Annotated in this window: 16 protein-coding genes; 5 read left to right on the top strand and 11 right to left on the bottom strand. The window is 39.7% G+C overall.

Features of this window, described 5'->3' with window-relative positions:
* Positions 1-6: 6 nt before the first annotated feature.
* On the bottom strand, positions 7-639 hold the full coding sequence (locus KK487_RS12520) for an energy transducer TonB (protein WP_036956618.1): 633 nt from the start codon (positions 637-639) through the stop codon (positions 7-9).
* A gap of 318 nt (positions 640-957) precedes the next feature.
* On the opposite strand from KK487_RS12520, the gene KK487_RS12515 reads away from it, so the two are divergent.
* Positions 958-1815: a hypothetical protein gene (locus KK487_RS12515; protein WP_036956617.1), complete on the top strand. Its 858-nt coding sequence runs from the start codon at positions 958-960 to the stop codon at positions 1813-1815.
* Between the two features lie 80 nt (positions 1816-1895).
* Entirely contained in the window at positions 1896-2606 is a 711-nt protein-coding gene (locus KK487_RS12510) for a hypothetical protein (protein ID WP_010387555.1), read from the top strand.
* Between the two features lie 86 nt (positions 2607-2692).
* Here the strand turns inward: KK487_RS12510 and KK487_RS12505 are convergent, their stop codons facing one another.
* Both KK487_RS12505 and KK487_RS12500 read right to left on the bottom strand, forming a co-directional pair.
* The gene (locus KK487_RS12505; RefSeq protein ID WP_036956616.1) at positions 2693-4024 is read right to left on the bottom strand and encodes an MFS transporter; all 1332 of its coding nucleotides are present in this window, start codon (positions 4022-4024) and stop codon (positions 2693-2695) included.
* A gap of 113 nt (positions 4025-4137) precedes the next feature.
* Positions 4138-4914, bottom strand: coding sequence for a transporter substrate-binding domain-containing protein (locus KK487_RS12500; protein ID WP_024601439.1), 777 nt, complete (start codon positions 4912-4914; stop codon positions 4138-4140).
* A 255-nt stretch (positions 4915-5169) separates the two neighbouring features.
* Between KK487_RS12500 and KK487_RS12495 the strand changes: the two genes are divergently transcribed.
* On the top strand, positions 5170-5880 hold the full coding sequence (locus KK487_RS12495; RefSeq protein WP_028835687.1) for a VC0807 family protein: 711 nt from the start codon (positions 5170-5172) through the stop codon (positions 5878-5880).
* 72 nt (positions 5881-5952) lie between these two features.
* On the opposite strand, the gene KK487_RS12490 is transcribed toward KK487_RS12495, so the two are convergent.
* The 3 genes from KK487_RS12490 to dps form a co-directional block, all read right to left on the bottom strand.
* Positions 5953-6396 (bottom strand): c-type cytochrome, encoded by a 444-nt coding sequence (locus KK487_RS12490; protein WP_028835688.1) that lies wholly within the window; start codon positions 6394-6396, stop codon positions 5953-5955.
* A gap of 314 nt (positions 6397-6710) precedes the next feature.
* A complete protein-coding gene (locus KK487_RS12485) occupies positions 6711-8453 on the bottom strand; it encodes a SulP family inorganic anion transporter (protein WP_016900504.1) in 1743 nt (580 codons plus the stop codon).
* A gap of 185 nt (positions 8454-8638) precedes the next feature.
* On the bottom strand, positions 8639-9163 hold the full coding sequence (dps, locus tag KK487_RS12480) for a DNA starvation/stationary phase protection protein Dps (RefSeq protein WP_016900503.1): 525 nt from the start codon (positions 9161-9163) through the stop codon (positions 8639-8641).
* Positions 9164-9511: 348 nt separating this feature from the next.
* Between dps and corA the strand changes: the two genes are divergently transcribed.
* Positions 9512-10468, top strand: coding sequence for a magnesium/cobalt transporter CorA (gene corA, locus KK487_RS12475; protein ID WP_016900502.1), 957 nt, complete (start codon positions 9512-9514; stop codon positions 10466-10468).
* A gap of 33 nt (positions 10469-10501) precedes the next feature.
* Here corA and KK487_RS12470 read toward each other — a convergent pair whose 3' ends face one another.
* The 3 genes from KK487_RS12470 to KK487_RS12460 form a co-directional block, all read right to left on the bottom strand.
* The gene (locus KK487_RS12470; RefSeq protein ID WP_016900500.1) at positions 10502-10864 is read right to left on the bottom strand and encodes a DUF2237 family protein; all 363 of its coding nucleotides are present in this window, start codon (positions 10862-10864) and stop codon (positions 10502-10504) included.
* A gap of 167 nt (positions 10865-11031) precedes the next feature.
* The gene (locus KK487_RS12465; protein ID WP_016900499.1) at positions 11032-11451 is read right to left on the bottom strand and encodes a CBS domain-containing protein; all 420 of its coding nucleotides are present in this window, start codon (positions 11449-11451) and stop codon (positions 11032-11034) included.
* Between the two features lie 177 nt (positions 11452-11628).
* Complete coding sequence (locus tag KK487_RS12460; RefSeq protein WP_016900498.1) at positions 11629-12408, bottom strand: DUF2189 domain-containing protein; 780 nt, start codon at positions 12406-12408, stop codon at positions 11629-11631.
* Between the two features lie 226 nt (positions 12409-12634).
* On the opposite strand from KK487_RS12460, the gene KK487_RS12455 reads away from it, so the two are divergent.
* Positions 12635-14515: an MFS transporter gene (locus KK487_RS12455; protein ID WP_215521818.1), complete on the top strand. Its 1881-nt coding sequence runs from the start codon at positions 12635-12637 to the stop codon at positions 14513-14515.
* A gap of 58 nt (positions 14516-14573) precedes the next feature.
* On the opposite strand, the gene katG is transcribed toward KK487_RS12455, so the two are convergent.
* Both katG and KK487_RS12445 read right to left on the bottom strand, forming a co-directional pair.
* Positions 14574-16841, bottom strand: a complete 2268-nt coding sequence (gene katG, locus KK487_RS12450; protein WP_215521817.1) for a catalase/peroxidase HPI — start codon at positions 16839-16841, stop codon at positions 14574-14576.
* A 315-nt stretch (positions 16842-17156) separates the two neighbouring features.
* Positions 17157-18497 carry an L-cystine transporter gene (locus KK487_RS12445; protein WP_024601432.1) on the bottom strand — a complete coding sequence of 447 codons (1341 nt, stop codon included), beginning with the start codon at positions 18495-18497 and terminating at the stop codon, positions 17157-17159.
* Between the last annotated feature and the right edge of the window lie 10 nt (positions 18498-18507).

Raw genomic sequence — 18507 nt, 5'->3', positions numbered from 1 at the left:
ATTCCTTTACTGCGAACTGTCTAATTTAAAATCAAGCTGTACGGTTTGACCTGTTTGTAATTGTGCCACACCTTCAATTACTTTTGGACGATATTTCCAGCGTTTAATTGCGCGAAGTGCCTCGCGATCAAATATGCGTTTTGGTTCGGCATTTACTACTGTGGCATCAATCACTTCACCAGTGGGTGAAATATTAAAGCTAAGTTGCACCCAGCCTTCTATACCATCACGTGCTGCGCTAGTTGGGTACTTTGGATTTATGCGCACAATGGGTGAAGCATCTCCCGTAGGGCGGGTCAGTGTTTGCTTCATATCGTTACCAAATCCGTTAATTACTATGGGTGGTGCTGTGCTTATTGCTGTTATTGGCTCATTGCTAGGTGTTACACGTGGTGGTGTTTTAGGCGGCACTTTAGGTGTGGGTGGTGGCGGTATTCTTTTAATATGCGTGGTTTGTTTATCTTCTGGTGCTTGAAAAATCTCAACAGTAATATCATCACCCAATTTTATAGGTGCTCTTTGTTCGCCACTAATTAAGTATTGCATAAAGGCGAATGCAATAAAGGTCATCACAGCACCGCCAAGAACAGCTGTTGATGTTTTGAACATGGGGTTTTTAGGGAATTCAAGTGTGTGCATAAGCCGCTCCAAATTAACTTATTATGTTGTTTCAGAGCTATAACGGTTGGCAAATAGAAAAGGGGTCAAATAGTTTTAAAATTTAATTAAAAATACAGGGGTAGTATTTAACCTATATAAAAGGTCTCTTGATTTTTTTATTTTGGGTTGGCTAAAAAGAATGTAGTTAATTTAAGGTTTGCCTGTTATTTTCTATTTTATCTACTCTAGGTAGATGAAATTTAGAGCTTTAAGTTGCTTCCCTGCTGTTGTTAGATTTTGCTTCTCAGTAGTAGCGGTGGCAACATTCAGGCATGCTCATTAAAAAGGATTTTATAAATGAAAAAAGCAATATTCGTTTTTTTATTATTTGTTAGTGCGTGTTCATATTTCGAAAGTGAAACAGAGCAAGCTAATCGTTTATCCAAAACACACGAAGTAGACATTCAAGCTGGTGAACCCCGTTTATTTTTCCCTGAACAATTTACAGTTAGTGATGGAGAGCCTCCAATTCTTGAAATGGAAATGACTACGCTTGCAGATGCTTCTGAGTCACTCGATGGTATTGAGGCCGCATTAACGACCTATCCTCCAGGGTTTGTTGCTGAAGCAATTGACGCTATTTACCTCTCTGGACCTATGCTTATAGAGGGGGCTGCTGCTGGAGGAACCTATTCAAGTAATTCCATAATTCTAGTTAATCTCTCAGGATGGAATGGCATGAATTTTAATTTCGAAAATTCGTTGAAGGGGGTTCATCATGAATTAAGCTCGTTGGTTTATATGCGTTCACCTTTCGTTATTTTTGCATGGCAAGCTTTGCTGCCAAAAGAGTGGAAGCCTGTATCCTCGAACTATGAGGCTTTAACGCAAGATAGAAATATAGGGCCTGATTATGAAAATGGGTTTTTATCTAAATATGGTAAAACTAATATTGAGAACGACTTTAATATTTATGCTGAATTTGTCTTTGCTGAACCTGAAAAATTGCGGGAACTTGCCGTTACCTATCCAATAATAGCTAAAAAGTTGAGTTTGTTTATTACCGCGTATACGCAGTTCTCGGCTAAATATCAGCAAGACTTTGAAGATTATTTTGCGAGAACCGGTTTGAGTGATGTTGCTGTACAGCCTGATAATTTTGAAATGACTATCCATTTAGATTTAAGCGATATAAAGCCACAGATAAGCCAATGAGGTTTTTCTTTTTGGGCTGTTATCTCTGCTTAGCATTATGCTAGAATCGGCCTTATCATATAATAAATAAGGATATTTTTGTGGATATTATCATTGGTCAAAATGTGCTGAAGAAAAAAGCGCAACTAACTCAACTTTCTGAGCGCGCTATTGGGCGGGCTTTCAAAGAGCAAGCCGCTTTGGCAATCCAAATGACACAGTGCAGTGCTGCGGTTTATCGCCGCTTACAACGCACCTATAAATCTACTGTAACACCTAGGGATCAAAAGCGTGTTAAAGCCGGTGGCTTAACGACACAGTCCGTTGTTTTTTCTACCAGTAATAATAGTCAAAAATCTTTTAATAGCTTACTTCCTGCTATGCGTGGGGGAGCTTCAGCACCCGGTAGTGTTGCAAAAACATCTAACGATGTTGCTATTGCTTCAAATCAGCCCCAAGCAATCAACTTATTAGCTTTATTACACCCAGTGATAAACGAAGATATTATGAAAACAGGTAATAGTGTTGAGAAAGCGGCAACTATTTTAGGCCTTGTTACTACAACAGTTGGTTTTGCTGTTCCTGGTGGTAGTGTTGCTTCTTCAATTGTGAGCTGGGTAGGTAGTGGTGCTACTTATTCAGGGTTTACCATGTCGAGAATTCGCCCAGATGCTCCTGATCGTGCGTATCATCAACTAACAAACTATATTACTTGCTTGGCTGCATGGAATAAAAAGGCATGTGAGTTAATTGATATTGCAGATCCAAATGGCAAGTGGACTTTTCGAGATATTGAAACAGGGTTTGCTTAAAATCTAAAACAATTAAGGGAGTATAATGACTCCCTTAATTGATGTTTGCTTAGCGTGTTTTTTAAAACACTTAAAAGCAGTAAAAATTAATTTTTCACGTCATCTTCGTGAAGATCTTTAAACAGCTCCCCTTGGGGATGTTCAAAAAACTCATCATCTATTTCTTCGTCATCCACAACCAACATTTGATCTTGTGCGGTGGTTTCTTCAATACGGGGATCCATAGTTGCTGCCAGTGGCGAGTTAGTTACATCGGACGTACCGACCACATAATCACTGGGTTCAGGCTGCTCTACTTTTTGTTTAGAATTAATAAACGTGAGTAATAAATACATGGTTACGGTTAATAGCGAAATAGACGCATACAATGCTTGGTGACCAAAGTAGCTCATGAACTGTGCGTTAACTGTTGAGCCTATTGCCGCACCAGCGCCAAAAGCAACCAATAACGCTGATGACACGCCTACGCGTTCTTCGTCTTCAACTCGCGAATTGGCCAATGCCGAACAAAGCGGATATAAAGTAAAGGCAAACAAACCAAATATAAAGGTCAGTATGTAAGCAATTAACTGTGAGCTTGGTAATAAAAACAATGCCAAACTCACAATGCCTATAGCTATGGCATTAGTACGAATTAATAAACTGCGGCGAATACGATCAGAGAGCATGCCCATTGGCCACTGGGCTAGTAGGCCGGCTAAAATAGTTAGCGACATAAAAATAGCAATTTCAGCAGCGTTAAAGCCAGATAGCTTAGCAAAAATAGGTGCTAGACCATAAAAGCTACCATTGATAATACCTGCAAAGTGGACCGCAGTAAGCGATTGTGGCACTTTTTTAGCGTAATCAAACAGGCTCATTTTTATCGGTTTTAAGGGTTTTGGGTGGATTCTACGAGTGATAGAAATAGGAATAATACCGATTGCTAACGCCATGCAGACTAAAAATAGCGGCGCATAACCTAGCTCAGGAAATTGTGCGAGCGCTAATTGCCCTAAAATCATCCCCAAGTATGAAGTGATCATATAAAACGAGAATACGCGGCCGCGTGATTCGGGGGCTGACTGTTCATTTAGCCAGCTTTCTAGCACCATGTAATTACACATCATACCTAAGCCAACAAAAAGCCTAAGGCCTAACCATATATAAAGATTATCGCTCACCCCGTGAGCAGCCACACAGGCAGTAACCGCCGCAGTACTGGCGGCAAAGGTTCTGATGTGACCCACCGATTTAATAAGATGATAGCCAAGTTTTGAACCCAGTAATAAGCCAAGGTAATAACACGAGGTCATTAGGCCTATCCAAAACGTAGACGTGCCTTGTTTACCTAAATAAAGCGCTAAATAGGTAGTAAGTAAGCCGGTACCAATAATTAAGAATAAATTGGCAAAGTACAGTGACGGAAATGATTTCATTAAAATGCAAATTATGAGCTAAGACAACTAGATACTAGAGCAAGCGAGAAGGTTTTCCAAGCTGTAAAAGGGAGTTTTATATGGCGCAACCCTATGCAGGCTTTAAATAGAGGTTAATGAATAAAATAATCATTTAATAATATTTTCATTTCACCGTTTTGCAGATATTCGGTAATTTTTTTGTTTATTTTTTCAAAGTCTTTTTTATAGCTTGGGTGGCAAATAATATTATCGTTAATGCTCACCGGTGAGTAGTTATTACTATAGGGTAGATGGGGGTGTATATTTAACGCTTTATAGGCAAAGTTAATATCGGGGTAAAACGCTAATATTAAGTCTACTCGCCCGAGTAATAAAAGTTGTAAGCTTTCCATTTCGCTATTTACTTCAATTACTATTTTGGCTTTTTCTTTTATTCTATCTAGCTCACGACTACTGGGCACCCCTCGAACAATGCTAATAATATCGCTGTTATTAATTTGGCCTACGTTTGAAATAACTCGCTTTGGGTTATTAGAAACCACTTTGATCAGTGCTTTGTTAAAAGGTGTGCTGTGTAAAATGTTTTTAGGTAATGTAATCCCTTCTGAGCCATCAAAGGTGTCCTCACCTGGTGCATAGCAAGCAACAGTTTGTTTTAAAAACTCAAGCTTAGCGCGTTTCATTGGCATGACTTCAATTATGTATTGATCACTCAGTTTTGTATCTGCGAGTGCTTTGGTTAATAACGCATGATAAACCCCTTGGTGTTGATTATTAGCAGCGTGTTGAAACAGTCCACTTAATTCGGCAACAGCAATAATTTGTTTGGCAGCGGCCTTTTGATGCACACAAACCATCAATAAAAATAACCAAAAGTACGATGTAGATAAATACTTACTACTGAGCATGACTTTAAACTAATTTATTTTTTGTAGCTTTAATATAGTCTTTGAGGGCTGAAAATACGACTGGTGATTTAATTAACGCCTCAATTTATACCTATATTACTGCAGAGTAAGCGCTACATAATAAAATAATATGACTAAGTGCCATGCTAGAATAGCGGGCTTATTGCGGGTATTATGCAAAGAAGCAATATTTAGCATTATTTATTCCACATTAGGGGAAATTAATGGCAGCAGTAATATTTTTTGGAACTAAAAATGACCAGTAATAATCAAGCTACAAATAAGCGTAAAAAAAATAATCCGCTTATCGAAATAGTCTTTAATATCATCATCCCTTCAGTCATTTTAATGAAGTTTTCTGGCCCTGAATATTTAGGCAGTGTGACTGGTTTAATTGTCGCGCTTATATTTCCTATTAGTTACGGTATTTATGATTTTATAAAAGCGGGCTCATTAAACTTCATCTCGCTTTTAGGCTTTTTAAGTACTTTGCTTACCGGTGGTATTGCCTTGTTTGAGCTAAACGTTGAGTGGTTAGCTATTAAAGAAGCAGCTATTCCGGCAATCATTGGTTTTACCGTGCTGATGTCGGGCTTTTTTGGCAAACCGTTACTAGCCAAACTTTTATTAAACTCACTTTTATTTAAGCTAGATACTATTTATGATGCCTTAGATGCACGAGGCAATACACAAAGCTTTAAACAAAAAATCACCAATGCTAATTACCTCTTAGCGCTGACCTTTGTGTTTTCATCTACGATGAATTACATCCTTGCTAAATGGATTGTTACCAGCCCTGCAGGCTCCGTTGAATTTAACGAACAGCTTGGTGAAATGACGCTATTGAGTTATCCGGTAATTGCTATTCCGTCTATGCTCATGCTCATTGGTATTTTTGTTTATGTAATTAAAGTACTGACTAAATTAACTGGTATGAAGTTTGAAGACATGGTTAATGCTGAATAGAGTTATACATAATCTATAATAAAAAGCCGTTGTTTAATAACGGCTTTTTTGTTTATGCTTACCTATAACTATTTATTTGTAATCAGAGTACTTCGTTCTGTGATAAGGAATAAGTTTATAATTTGGCTGTAAAAAGGTTACTAAATCAGTAAGTTCAGAAACGGTCATGGTGTCGTTAAATACCGTCATTTTAGATGCTCCATCGGGGGTTCTAGCATCAGCTCTGTAAGGCCTCGAAAAGCGGTGCGAAGGGTTAATAACCGATGTAACTAACTCAGCGTAAGTGACTATTTTGGTTTTATTTCCGCCTAGTCTGATAGAAATATCGTCATGTTTTTTTATACTGTCATCTTCTACACCTGCAAGCGTATGGCATGCCAAACACTCATACTTAATAAAAACGGCTTTACCTTTTTCAGCATTTCCCTCTGGTAAGCTAAACCCCCTTGGAGAATCAACGCCTTTATCGCAACCTGCAAGTGCAATTAAGCATAAAATTATTAATGTATATTTCATGGTAGCTCCTTTGTCTTTCATTGGGTTTAGTGAGCGGCAATTGATAAACCATAGCCATAAACAACTTATGGCTAATTAGCTAAAACTAAAAGCGACCGCATTAGCGACTAAACTATGTATTTACTGCGCTGTATGATATTTGCATCTGGCTATTGTTTGTATTTTTAAGGCTTAGTAAGTAGCAAGAAAAGGTAATAAGGCTACGCTTATTATTAAGTGTTGATTTATTAAAATGCTTGAACACTCTATTGTTTTTATAAAGAGTCATTCACAATAAATGACTCATCTAGTGTAGTTGAGGAAAAATAATAACCCTAATTATTACCTGCATTTATCTCTTCGGAGTTTTGCGATTGAAACATCGTAACCTCGTCGACATGCTGACTGACGCTGTTTTTTTGTAAGGCAATGTATAAGTCTGAATGAATATAAATACCGTCTTTACCTGAGGCGATACCAGCGGTTTTAAACCAAGAAAGTAGCTGGCGTTTTCTTCCTGCTAGCTCTAATCGAATACCTCGTTTTTTAAATATCACATCTAGGTCTGCGAGCATGGCCATAACGCTTAAATCAAGATGAGTGAAGCAGGGCACAGCATCAATAATGACACATTGCGTATCTTCTTTTTGTCTTGCATATTGCTCTAACAAGCGGCGTTTAAAATAACTGGCATTAAAATAGGTTAAAGGAGAATTAAAACGATATATAAAAACCCCTTGTACTGCTTTGGCTTTATCTGTTTCGTCTAAGCTTCTTACTACGCCTTTTATATCCACACCTAAAATGGTGTCTGATGGGCGCATAACAGTTCGAATAAATTGAAATAACCCTAGTAATACAGCAAGGGTAATTCCTGGTATAACACCAATAAACAGCACAGCAAAAAGTGTGGCTGAGGCTAAGTAAAATGCCTGCTTATCTTTAAATTTTAATTGCCAGACTGCCTTTAAATCAAGCAGGTGAACAGAGGCAATTATTAATACAATCCCGAGTGCAGCACTGGGAATAAACTCAAGCGGCGCCGTTAAAAAAAGAGCGATAACGCCAATAATAGCGGCAGCTATAATCGAAACTAATTGGGTTTTTCCGCCAGAGTCGTCGTTTACGGCTGTGCGTGAGTCGGCACCACTAACGGCAAAGCCTTGTGATAATGCTGACGCTAAATTAGCGATGCCCAAGGCTCTAAATTCTTTATCGGCATCGATGTCGTAGCCATTCTTTGCTGCAAAGCTTCGCGCTGTTAGCATCATGCTGACAAAGCTAACTATGGCTAAGTTGAGTGCAGGTACAACAAGTTCTCGAATAATACCCACGTCAAATACTGGAGTGTTAAACACAGGCAAACCACCGGTTACTGTGCCTATGGTTTTTATTTCAAACTGCTCTAAATTAAACAACCAAACGAATACCGCACCTAGTGCAATGGCAAACATAGAGGCTGGCCATGTAGGTTTTAAGCGCTTTAACACAAAGTAAACGCCGAGGGTAAATAAAGCCATTAGCAAGGTGGGAATATGAGTTTGCGATAAATACGTAGGGACGCCACCTAAACGCTCAAGCAAGTAGCGTTCATCAAAGGTAAAGCCAAATACTTTAGAAAACTGACCAACAATAATGGTAATAGCCACACCGTTTAATAACCCCATTAAAATTGGTTTAGATAAAAAGTCGGCTAATACACCTAGCTTAAAGCGGCTGGCAATAAAGCACCAAAAACCGGTCATTGCGGTCATGGTGATCACTAATTGCCAATGTTTAAAGCTATCGCCTGCAGCAAGTGGAGTAACAACTGCTGCAATAACCGCACATGTTGCGGCATCAGGGCCAATAATAAGCTGTTTAGAGGTACCAAAAAGTGCATAAAGCATCATAGGTAATACGCAAGAATACAGGCCAACTGCAGCATTAACGCCTGTAAGTTGCGCATAAGCTATAGCAACAGGTAAAGCAACGGCTGCAACCGATAATGCCGCCCTCACATCATCAGCAAACCATTGGCGTTGATAATTAAATAAGGTGTGTAAACCTGGCATAAAGCTATATAGACGCGACAACACTTCAAATTCCCTGCTAATAATTAGGAGTCGATAGTAAGTTCTCTTTAATAATAAGTATAGTAACTAAACGTGTTAGATGCGCTAAATAGGGGGATTTCTAGTGTATTAATAAGAGGAATATAGTTTAAAAACAAAAAAGCCCAGCAAGTTACTGGGCTTTATAAGTCAAATGACTGCTTTAAAAATTAGCTGTTCAATTGACCAGTAGATGATTCTATGTGGGCGCGAACAAACCACTGATATTGCTCAAGCTCTGCAAGTTGCGCAATGATCATATCTTCAGATACCGGATCAAGCTCAGCAAGTGATTCTATGGCTTTACGGTGATCACCGTTAACGCCGTTATATACTTTGTCTAATGCGGCTAAGTGTTCAGTTACTAAGCCTTTACCTATGGCGTAATCTTCCCATGTACGACGCTCAACAATCGATTTTGGTGTGCCAACTGGGACGCCGCCTAAAGTGGCAATACGTTCTGCTATGGTGTCGGTCATTTCACGGACGGTTTCTACTTGTGGGTCTAGCATTTCATGTACGCCAATAAAGTTTGGACCTACTACATTCCAATGAATATGTTTTAAAGTTAGCTGTAAATCAATTAGCGCTACCATGCGATTTTCTAGTACAGATATTGCTTTATTTGCTGATTCGTTTTCTACACCGGGAGCGGTAAATTCAGCGACTTTATTTGCATTATTACTGTTACTCATGATTCCTCCTACTATTTCAAAAATAGTGCTCGCTTTACTCTAGTGAGTATTTAAATTGCGATAACGAACACCTCTTGTATTTATAGAAGCAATCGTCATGCCGATAGTGATATAGTTTTAACTAACTGAAAAATAGCAGTTTAATTTTTATTTATAGTACTTGATAAAGCAGTAAGATTAAGTGCATATGAAAAATATGCACTTTTTTGTAAATTCTGCAAAACAGCAGTACTTTAAAGTGTTAGCGAATAGCGTGCCCTTTATAGTGGTTATAATGAAGGTATTATCATTGTTGATTAATGTCCTGTTACATATACTCAACTTAAAGATTCATTAAAGGAGAAGTGTATGTTGAGGTTTTTTTCCATCGAGCAAGGAGTGATCAAAGAGTTAGCGCCTTTACCTGATACCCCTGTTGAAGTATCCATAAAGAATGCACATTGGATTGATACTATTAATCCAACACCGCAGGAGCAAAATGCGCTTGCAAAAACGCTCAATATAACTTTTCCAGATTCGGTAGATGTAGAAGAGATTGAAACGTCGTCTAGGTGCTTTATCGATAATGAAGGTTTACATGTGCATGCATTGTTTATGTCACCTAATGAAGGGCGATTTAATACTGTAACGGTAGCTTGTTTGTTGCAAAACAATTGCTTACTTACTATTCGTGATGAGGAATTGGCTGATTTTAGACTACTGCGCTTAAGAGCGCGCAAAGGTCAGGTGGCATGCGATACAGCAAAACAATTATTAATCACTTTATTTGATCAAAAAGTTGAAAACCACGCGGATATGCTCGAAGACATGCATCATCAATTAGAGAAGCTCAGTGCTTATGTACTTGAAGAAGATAACTCAGACTTAGAAGAGGCGGTTGGTCGCATAGCTCGCTTAGAAGATGCTAATGGTAAAGTGCGTTTATGTTTAATGGATACGCGACGCAATATTTCGTTCTTAATACGCCGTATAGGCGCGCAAAATGATGAGCGCGAATCTCTTCGAGAAATTGTACTCGATATAGAAACTTTAATGTCGCACTGTACCTTTTTGTTCGACAAGGTGAACTTTTTGATGGATTCAACACAAGGCTTTATTAATATTGAACAAAATCAAATTATTAAAACCTTTTCTATTGCCTCAGTGGTTTTCTTACCGCCTACAGTAGTGGCTAGTGTGTATGGTATGAATTTTAATATAATGCCTGAGCTACAATGGGAATGGGGTTATCCATTTGCAATTGGCATTATGTTACTGTCGGGCTTTGCCCCTTATTTATTTTTTAAACATAAAGGGTGGTTATAATACTTTAATATTGCAAGCTGAGCGCTCAAATCATTACCCGGTATATTGATGTGCTTTTAATACTTCAAGGGGAATAATATCTAGCGCTTTTTGGTTTGTTGCTTCAAGTACAACAGGAGGAGCAACATTTGCAGCAATGGCATGATACCAACGAATCGCACATAAGCACCATTTATCGCCAGCTTTTAAGCCTGCAAAATCATACAAAGGATTAGGGCTAATTAAATCGTTACCTTGCGCCTTAGAAAATTGCAAAAATTCGTCGGTCATAATGGCGCACACACTGTGATTACCAAAGTCTGAATCTGGCACATAGCAAAACCCTTCGCGAGTATAGCCGCCATTGCCACAACATAGCTGTAGGCGAGTTCCTAATACATTTAATTGATTAGCCATATGACAAATTACCTTTTAGTAATAACTGCTGAAAGTAGAGCTGTTTACCATAACAGGCTGTTAGTGACTTAGCTATATACGAAGAGGCTTCTGGGTAGGTATTTGTTTATAAAAATAGCTGCGCTTTGGGTAAATTCAAAACGCAGGTTTTTTATTGTGCTATTAAGTTAAGATAATAGCGCCGCAGCTAAGCGCACAAAATCAGAAGAGGTTAAAATACCTACCAGCTGACCTTGCTCGCTAACCACAGGCATACAGCCATGGCGATTCTCTACAAAAAACTTAACCACATCTGATAATGGCTGGGCTGGAGTGACACTAATAAAGTCACTCACCATAATATCTTCTACTTTTGTGAGTTTTTCTTTGCGTTGTAGTGCATTTGCGCCAAAAGTAGCCATGATCCCCATTACTTTGGCGACCATAATTTTTTGCGTAAGCATGCCAACAAATGCGCCATCTTCGTCGATAACGGGAATGTGACGAACATTTTTTTCTTTCATTAAATTATGTGCGTCGTGCAAAGTACTTTTTATATTCACTGAGAATGGGTTAGGTGTCATTAAGTCTGCAACGTTTTGACTCATGTTTATTCCTTTATAAAGCGTGTGGTATATCACATTATATTAGCGCGCTTTTTAAGCTTTGCACCTTATTGAGATCAAGGTTTTTGCAGATTTAATTCACAGGAGGGAAACAGGCATCACTTAATAAAACACCCTAAAGCGTTTTATTAAGTGATAAAAAATGACTATGGGTGAATGTTATTCGTAACCACGTTCTTTTTTAGTTTTAATAACCGCAATGTAACCGTGCCAACTAGCGTAACTAAGTAGTGGCATAATAATAATGAATCCAGCGGCACCCGCAGCAAAGCCCAGTGCCACAAGTACAAATATACAAATAGACCACACCAGCATGGCTGCAAAGTTTTCTTTAACTGCATGTATTGAAGAAACCACGGCAGTCATTATATCAACGCGTCTTTCCATCATAATTTGCGGGGTAAATGCCGAAATTGAAAACACACTAACCAGTAAAATACCGCCAATAATACTGCCTATGGTTAAAAACGCCGAAAGCTCTTCAAATGTTGGGTTTGCATGGCTTGGGTACAATGCATGAACAATTGCAGCTAAGCGCATCCAAATAACCATAATTACCATAAGTAACACGGCAAAACCCCACTCACCTACAGGGTTACGAAACATCGATTTTAATGAATGGCTTAAAGTAGGTTTATGGCCTTTTTCAAGCTCCCAAGCCACATCGTACAAACCAACCGCAAACACAGGACCTATTAAGGCAAATGCAACCGTGGCTGGCAGTATGGCAAGGTGGCTGTCGGTAAGTACAACAGAGTAAACAATCGCTACGGGAATAAGTGTGAAGATTAAACCGTAAATTAAGCTCAGCATGGGCGCGCGCGCCATATCCTTAAACGCTAACGAAAGCCAATGAAAAGCGGCAAATGTATTTACTTTGTTGCACTCTAAACAACGTGCGAATTTGGTGTCTTTTTCTATTGTGTTTGTAGTTGGCATAAAGATGCTCCTTTTTTAGTCACCTTTTAGTTTTAGAACATAGATGTTTTATTTACAACTCATAAACAACTTATACGCAAGATTTAGTTGCATTGTTCATTTGTTAATCATTTTTATTGCGTGTTAGCGATTAGGTATATTTTTGAGCACGTACTTAAAAAAGTGGGTTCGTATTTCTTTTACACAGTGGTAATCTAAACGCTGTAGCTAATTTTAAGAGACCGTAATGAAGGAAAATAAACAACAATATCAAGGAGCTTTACTGAGCAGTAAACGGTTTTTACCTCTGTTTGTGACACAGTTTTTCTCCGCTTTAAATGACAATGTTTACAAGCAATCAATCCTGCTTATTTTAATTTTTCAGGCTGCTACGGTGGCCGATGGTGCTTTTTATTCTAACGTGGCTGCGGGATTATTTATTTTGCCATTCTTTTTATTTTCGGGCATGGCTGGTCAAATTGCAGAAAAGTTGGAAAAATCAAAGTTGATCAGCATCGTAAAGTTTTGCGAAATTCCAATAATGCTGGTGGGCGTGGTATCTATTTTAACCGAGCAGGTTTGGTTAATGTTGGGTACTGTGTTTTTAATGGGTTTACAAAGCACTTTTTTTGGGCCACTTAAATACTCTATTTTACCGCAGCATGTGGCTCCTCATGAATTAACCAAAGCTAATGGGTTAGTTGAATCTGGCACCTTTGTGGCTATTTTATTGGGCACCGTATTTGGCACTTATTATATAACCCAAGCTGCAGGCCCTGTTTATATCAGTATCGCGATAGTGAGCTTGGCGGTTATTGGTTATTTGAGTAGTCGTTTTATACCAAAAAGTGCTGCGAATGATGCTAATTTAAAGGTATCGCTTAATCCTATTTCCTCGACCAAAAGTGTATTTAATGCGCTTAACGCACAAACCGAGTCAGTGGGTAAATCAGTATTGGGGATCAGCTGGTTTTGGCTGATTGGTGCAGTGATATTAACCGCGCTCCCTAACTATGTAAAACATGTAATGGGAGGCGATGAGCTGGTGGTTACCTCAGCTTTAGTGGTGTTTTCGTTGAGTATTGCATTGGGGTCTTTACTTTGTGAGAAGCTATCGCGCTCACGTATTGAGTTAGGCATTGTGCCTTTTGGGGCGCTTTTAATTAGCTTGTTTTTATATTTATTAAGCCAAGAGCCAAGCATTGAGTTTTATCGCCAAACTAATGAATCGCTGCTTACCCTTGAACAAGTGATTAATACCGGCGATATGCTCTGGCACTTTATTTGGATGGCTGGTATTGGTATAGCTGCGGGTTTTTATACGGTGCCACTGTATGCACTTATTCAGCAGCGTACTCACCCAGATAGCCGTTCACGAGTGATTGCTGCCAATAATGTACTAAACGCCTTATTTATGGTGGGCAGCGCTGTTTTAAGTATTGTTACCCTAACACTTTTACACTGGGAGATTTCACAATTACTGTTGTTATTAGCAGGGCTTAATTTACTGATATCGCTGTACATATATAGCAAAGTGCCTGAGTTTTTCTTACGTTTTATTATTTATATTTTAGCGATTTGCATGTATCGAGTACGCACTAAGGGAACGCTTAATATGCCCGATGATGGGGCTGCCGTGGTGGTGAGTAACCATGTTAGCTTTGTTGATTGGATGTTTATTTTAGCCGCGTCACCTAGGCCAATTCGGTTTGTCGTGTTTGCCCCTATTTATTATTCACCAGCACTTAATTGGTTGTTTAAAATGGCCAAAGCCATTCCAATTGATAGCGAAAAAGCAAATCCTAAGGCGTTTAATAAAGCCTTTGACGATATCGCTCAGGCACTAGAGCGTGGAGAGCTGGTGGGAATTTTTCCTGAAGGCAAGCTCAGTGGAGATGGCGAAGTTGATGTATTTCGCCGTGGCATTGAAAAAATAATTCAGCGCACACCGGTGCCTGTTATTCCTGTTCATTTAGATGGACTATGGGGCAGTATGTTTAGTCGAAAAACAAAGTGGCGATTGCCTAGACCAAAGTGGTCGTTGGTCAATGTGACTATTGGTGAAATGGTGGCTGCACAGAAGGTTAATGCCGATGATTTGCGCGAGCGAGTGGTTGCTTTAAAGTAGCTTAATAAAAAAGCGCTGCAATTAATTGCAGCGCTATGGTTGTATTACTTAATGGTTATTAACGGTCTAAGTTCATTACTTTAGTCCATGCCGCAACAAAGTCTTCTACAAACTTTTGCTTTGATGTATCAAAGGCATATACTTCGGCAACTGCACGCAATTCTGAATTTGAACCAAAAATCAGATCAACTGAAGTGGCTGTGTACTTTTGCTCACCTGATTGACGATCAAAGCCTTGATAAATCCCCGCATCTGATGACTTTTTCCAAACCGTCGACATATCTAATAAATTAACAAAGAAGTCGTTATTTAGAGTGCCTGGCTTGTCAGTAAATACGCCGTAATCAGTGCCTTTGTAGTTTGCATCAAGCGAACGTAAGCCACCGATTAATACAGTCATTTCTGGCACGGTTAGGTCAAGCTGATCGGCTTTATCTATTAGCATTTCAGTTGGCGATTTATAGCTTTTTTCTGCATCAAAGTAGTTTCTAAAGCCATCGGCAGGCAGCTCTAATAAACTAAATGCATTAACGTCAGTTTGCGCTTGCGTAGCATCGCCACGGCCAGCATTAAACGGTACATCTACTGTGTAACCTGCATCTTTCGCTGCTTTTTCAATCGCTGCATTACCACCTAACACAATCAGGTCGGCCAGTGACACTTGGCTTTTGCTAAAGAAACTATCATTAAAGTCGGCTTGAATCGCTTTTAATACGTTAAGTACTTTTGCGGTTTCGGCTGGATTATTTACCGCCCAATCCTTTTGTGGAGCAAGCGCAATGCGTGCACCGTTGGCACCGCCGCGCATATCTGAATCACGGTAGCTAGCAGCAGAAGCCCAGGCTACACGTACTAACTCAGGTACACTTAGGTTTGAGTCTAAAATAGCGGCTTTAAGCTCTTTTACTGCACCAGCATCAATGTTTGATTGAGTTTCTGCTGAAATAGGGTCTTGCCAAATTAAGTCGTCTTTTGGTACTTCTTTACCTAAAAAGTTACGTGGTGGTCCCATATCTCTGTGAGTCAATTTGTACCATGCTTTAGCGAATGCAAGTTGATACTCTTTAGGGTCGTTTAAAAAGCGCTCAGCAATTTTGCGATACTCTGGGTCAAATTTTAACGCTAAGTCGGCCGTGGTCATTACTGGTGCGTTAAACTTACCTTTAATATGAGCGTCAGGTACAGCGTTGTGTAACGATTCATCCGTTGGGATCCACTGAATGGCACCTGCAGGGCTGCGAGTTTGTTTCCACTCAAAGTTAAGCAGGTTGCTCAAGTACAGTGATGACCAGCGAGTAGGAGCTTGTGTCCATGCGCCTTCTAAACCACTTGATACGGTATCTTCAGAGTGGCCTTTACCACATTTGTTTTTCCAGCCTAACCCTTGCTCTTCAATACCTGCTGCTGCAGGCTCTGCACCCACACAATCTTTAGGTTTGTGCGCACCATGCATTTTACCAAAGGTGTGACCACCGGCGATAAGTGCCAGTGTTTCTTCATCGTTCATCGCCATGCGAGAAAACGCCACACGAATATTTTTAGCTGAACCAATTGGATCAGGAACCCCTTTAGGGCCTTCAGGATTTACGTAAATTAAACCCATGTGCGTTGCACCTAATGGGCGTTCTAATTTGCCGCTGGCATCTTCACGGTCGCTGGCAAGCATTTCTACTTCTGGACCCCAGTAAACCATGTCTGGTTCCCAGTCGTCAGTTCGCCCGCCGGCAAAACCATAGGTTTCAAATCCCATGTTTTCTAGAGCAACGTTACCTGCTAATACGATTAAGTCTGACCATGAAAGTGCTTCTCCGTATTTTTGTTTAATTGGCCAAAGTAAACGGCGTGCTTTATCTAGGCTTACGTTGTCTGGCCAGCTGTTAAGCGGTTCAAAACGTTGTTGACCACCGCCTGCGCCACCACGGCCATCAAGCGTACGGTAGGTGCCTGCGCTGTGCCATGTCATACGAATAAAAAATGGGCCATAGTTACCAAAATCCGCTGGCCACCAGTCTTGAGATTGCGTAAGTAGGGCGTCAATATCACTTTTTACTGTGTCTAAATCTAGGCTGTTAAATGCCTCTGCATAATTAAAGTCTGCACCATAAGGGTTAGAACGTAGATCATGATCACGAAGAGGAGATAGGTTTAGTTGATCTGGCCACCAAAATTGGTTTGTTCTGGTTGCGCCCATTTTAGCCTCACCCATGCCAACAGCACCTTGTGGCTTAGACATTTGTGGTTTTTCTTGGCTAAAAGCAGAGCCAGACATAAGTGCCATACTTATAAATCCAACAAGTGCTTTTTTAGTAAATGATCGGTTTTTCATTGTCAGCTTCCTTAAAGTTAACGAATTTCGTTATATACAAAGCGTATTACTATTATTAAAAATAGAATCTAATAATTTAAAAATTAGTGAGCTTTTACTCCATTCAAGTTGTTGTTTACAAAGCTTGAATGACTAAGCAGTGCGAATAGTATAGTAGAGGGGCTAAAAACCGTGTGCGAAATAAACCGATTGATACAATCTATAAAAATGATTTATTAAAGTTAAATGATTAAATAAACAAATCACTAAAGAGCTTTGAAAGTGGCAGACATAAAAAAGCCCAGCGTAGGCTGGGCTATTAGATTAAAATCTGTGTTATTGATTTTTCATTAATTTACTGGTGATCACACCTGAGGTCATAGAGCCCGATACGTTGAGTGCTGTGCGTGCCATATCTATTAAGGGTTCAATAGAAATAAGTAAAGCCACAACCTCTATAGGTAATCCCATGGTAGGCAATACAACCAACGCTGCGAAGGTAGCACCACCACCAACACCTGCAATACCAAACGAGCTAATAACCACAATACCAATTAGCGGTAAAATAAACTCAAATGTAAGTGGGTCTATCCCCACACTTGGCGCAACCATCATTGCGAGCATCGCAGGATAAATACCAGCACAGCCGTTTTGACCAATAGTGGCACCAAAAGAAGCCGATAAGTTTGCAATTGCTGGTGGTACTTTTAACTGGTTAATTTGCACATCGACATTCATAGGAATGGAGGCCGCTGAGCTACGTGAGCTAAATGCAAAGGTCAGTACTGGCCAGATTTTTTCAAAATAATGCTTTGGATTTACACCCACAAAGCTAAGCAATAAGCCATGCACAACAAACATCAATAAAATAGCTACATACGAGGCAACAATAAAGGCAAGTAAATTTAAAATATCGTTACTGCTAGAGTTTGCCACGACGCTTGCCATTAGGCCCGCAACACCATAAGGCGTTAGTGCAATCACCATGCGAACTAAGCTCATTACCGTAGCTTGTAGGGCGTTTACACCGTTACGAATTGGGCTGGCAAGTTCTGTTTTTTCCAGCATTACTTTACGTGCAGCTATACCAACAAGGACACCAAATATAACCGTGGCAATAATAGAGGTTGAACGTTGATTACTTAAATCCGCAAAGGGGTTTTCAGGAATAAAGCTCAGTAGCATTTGCGGCACGCTTAAGTCGGCTACATTCGCAGCTTTGCTTTGTAGGGTGTCCATTCTAGCGGCTTCTCGAGTACCCGAAACAAGCCCTTCAATACTGAGGTCAAATCCATAGGTGACAGCAATACCCACCAAAGCGGCAATTGCTGTGGTAAAGAGTAAAACAGAAATACTAATAAATGATATTTTACCTAAAGAGCCTTGGTTTTCGAGCTTTACCACTGCGGCAATCATAAAAATTAATACCAATGGCATGATGATCATTTTTAATAAACCGACATAGCCTTTACCCACCACGCTTACCCAGCTGAGTATTTCTTTAATCGTCTCTGGAGAGTGGGCAAATAAAAACTGTAGGGCTAAGCCAAAGGTGCTACCAAGCACTAAGCCAAATAAAACGGTACGAGATAAAGAGCTGCTTTTTTGCGAAAAAAGATAAATCGCGAACAGCAAACCGACAAATAATGCCAACATTAATAATACAGCAAGCGACATAGTACCCTCT

Origin of the sequence: Pseudoalteromonas sp. SiA1, from assembly GCF_018732205.1 — a bacterium.
Taxonomy (GTDB): domain Bacteria; phylum Pseudomonadota; class Gammaproteobacteria; order Enterobacterales; family Alteromonadaceae; genus Pseudoalteromonas; species Pseudoalteromonas tetraodonis.
Note: the sequence above shows the minus strand (reverse complement) of the source record. Positions and strands in the feature narration are given on the sequence as shown.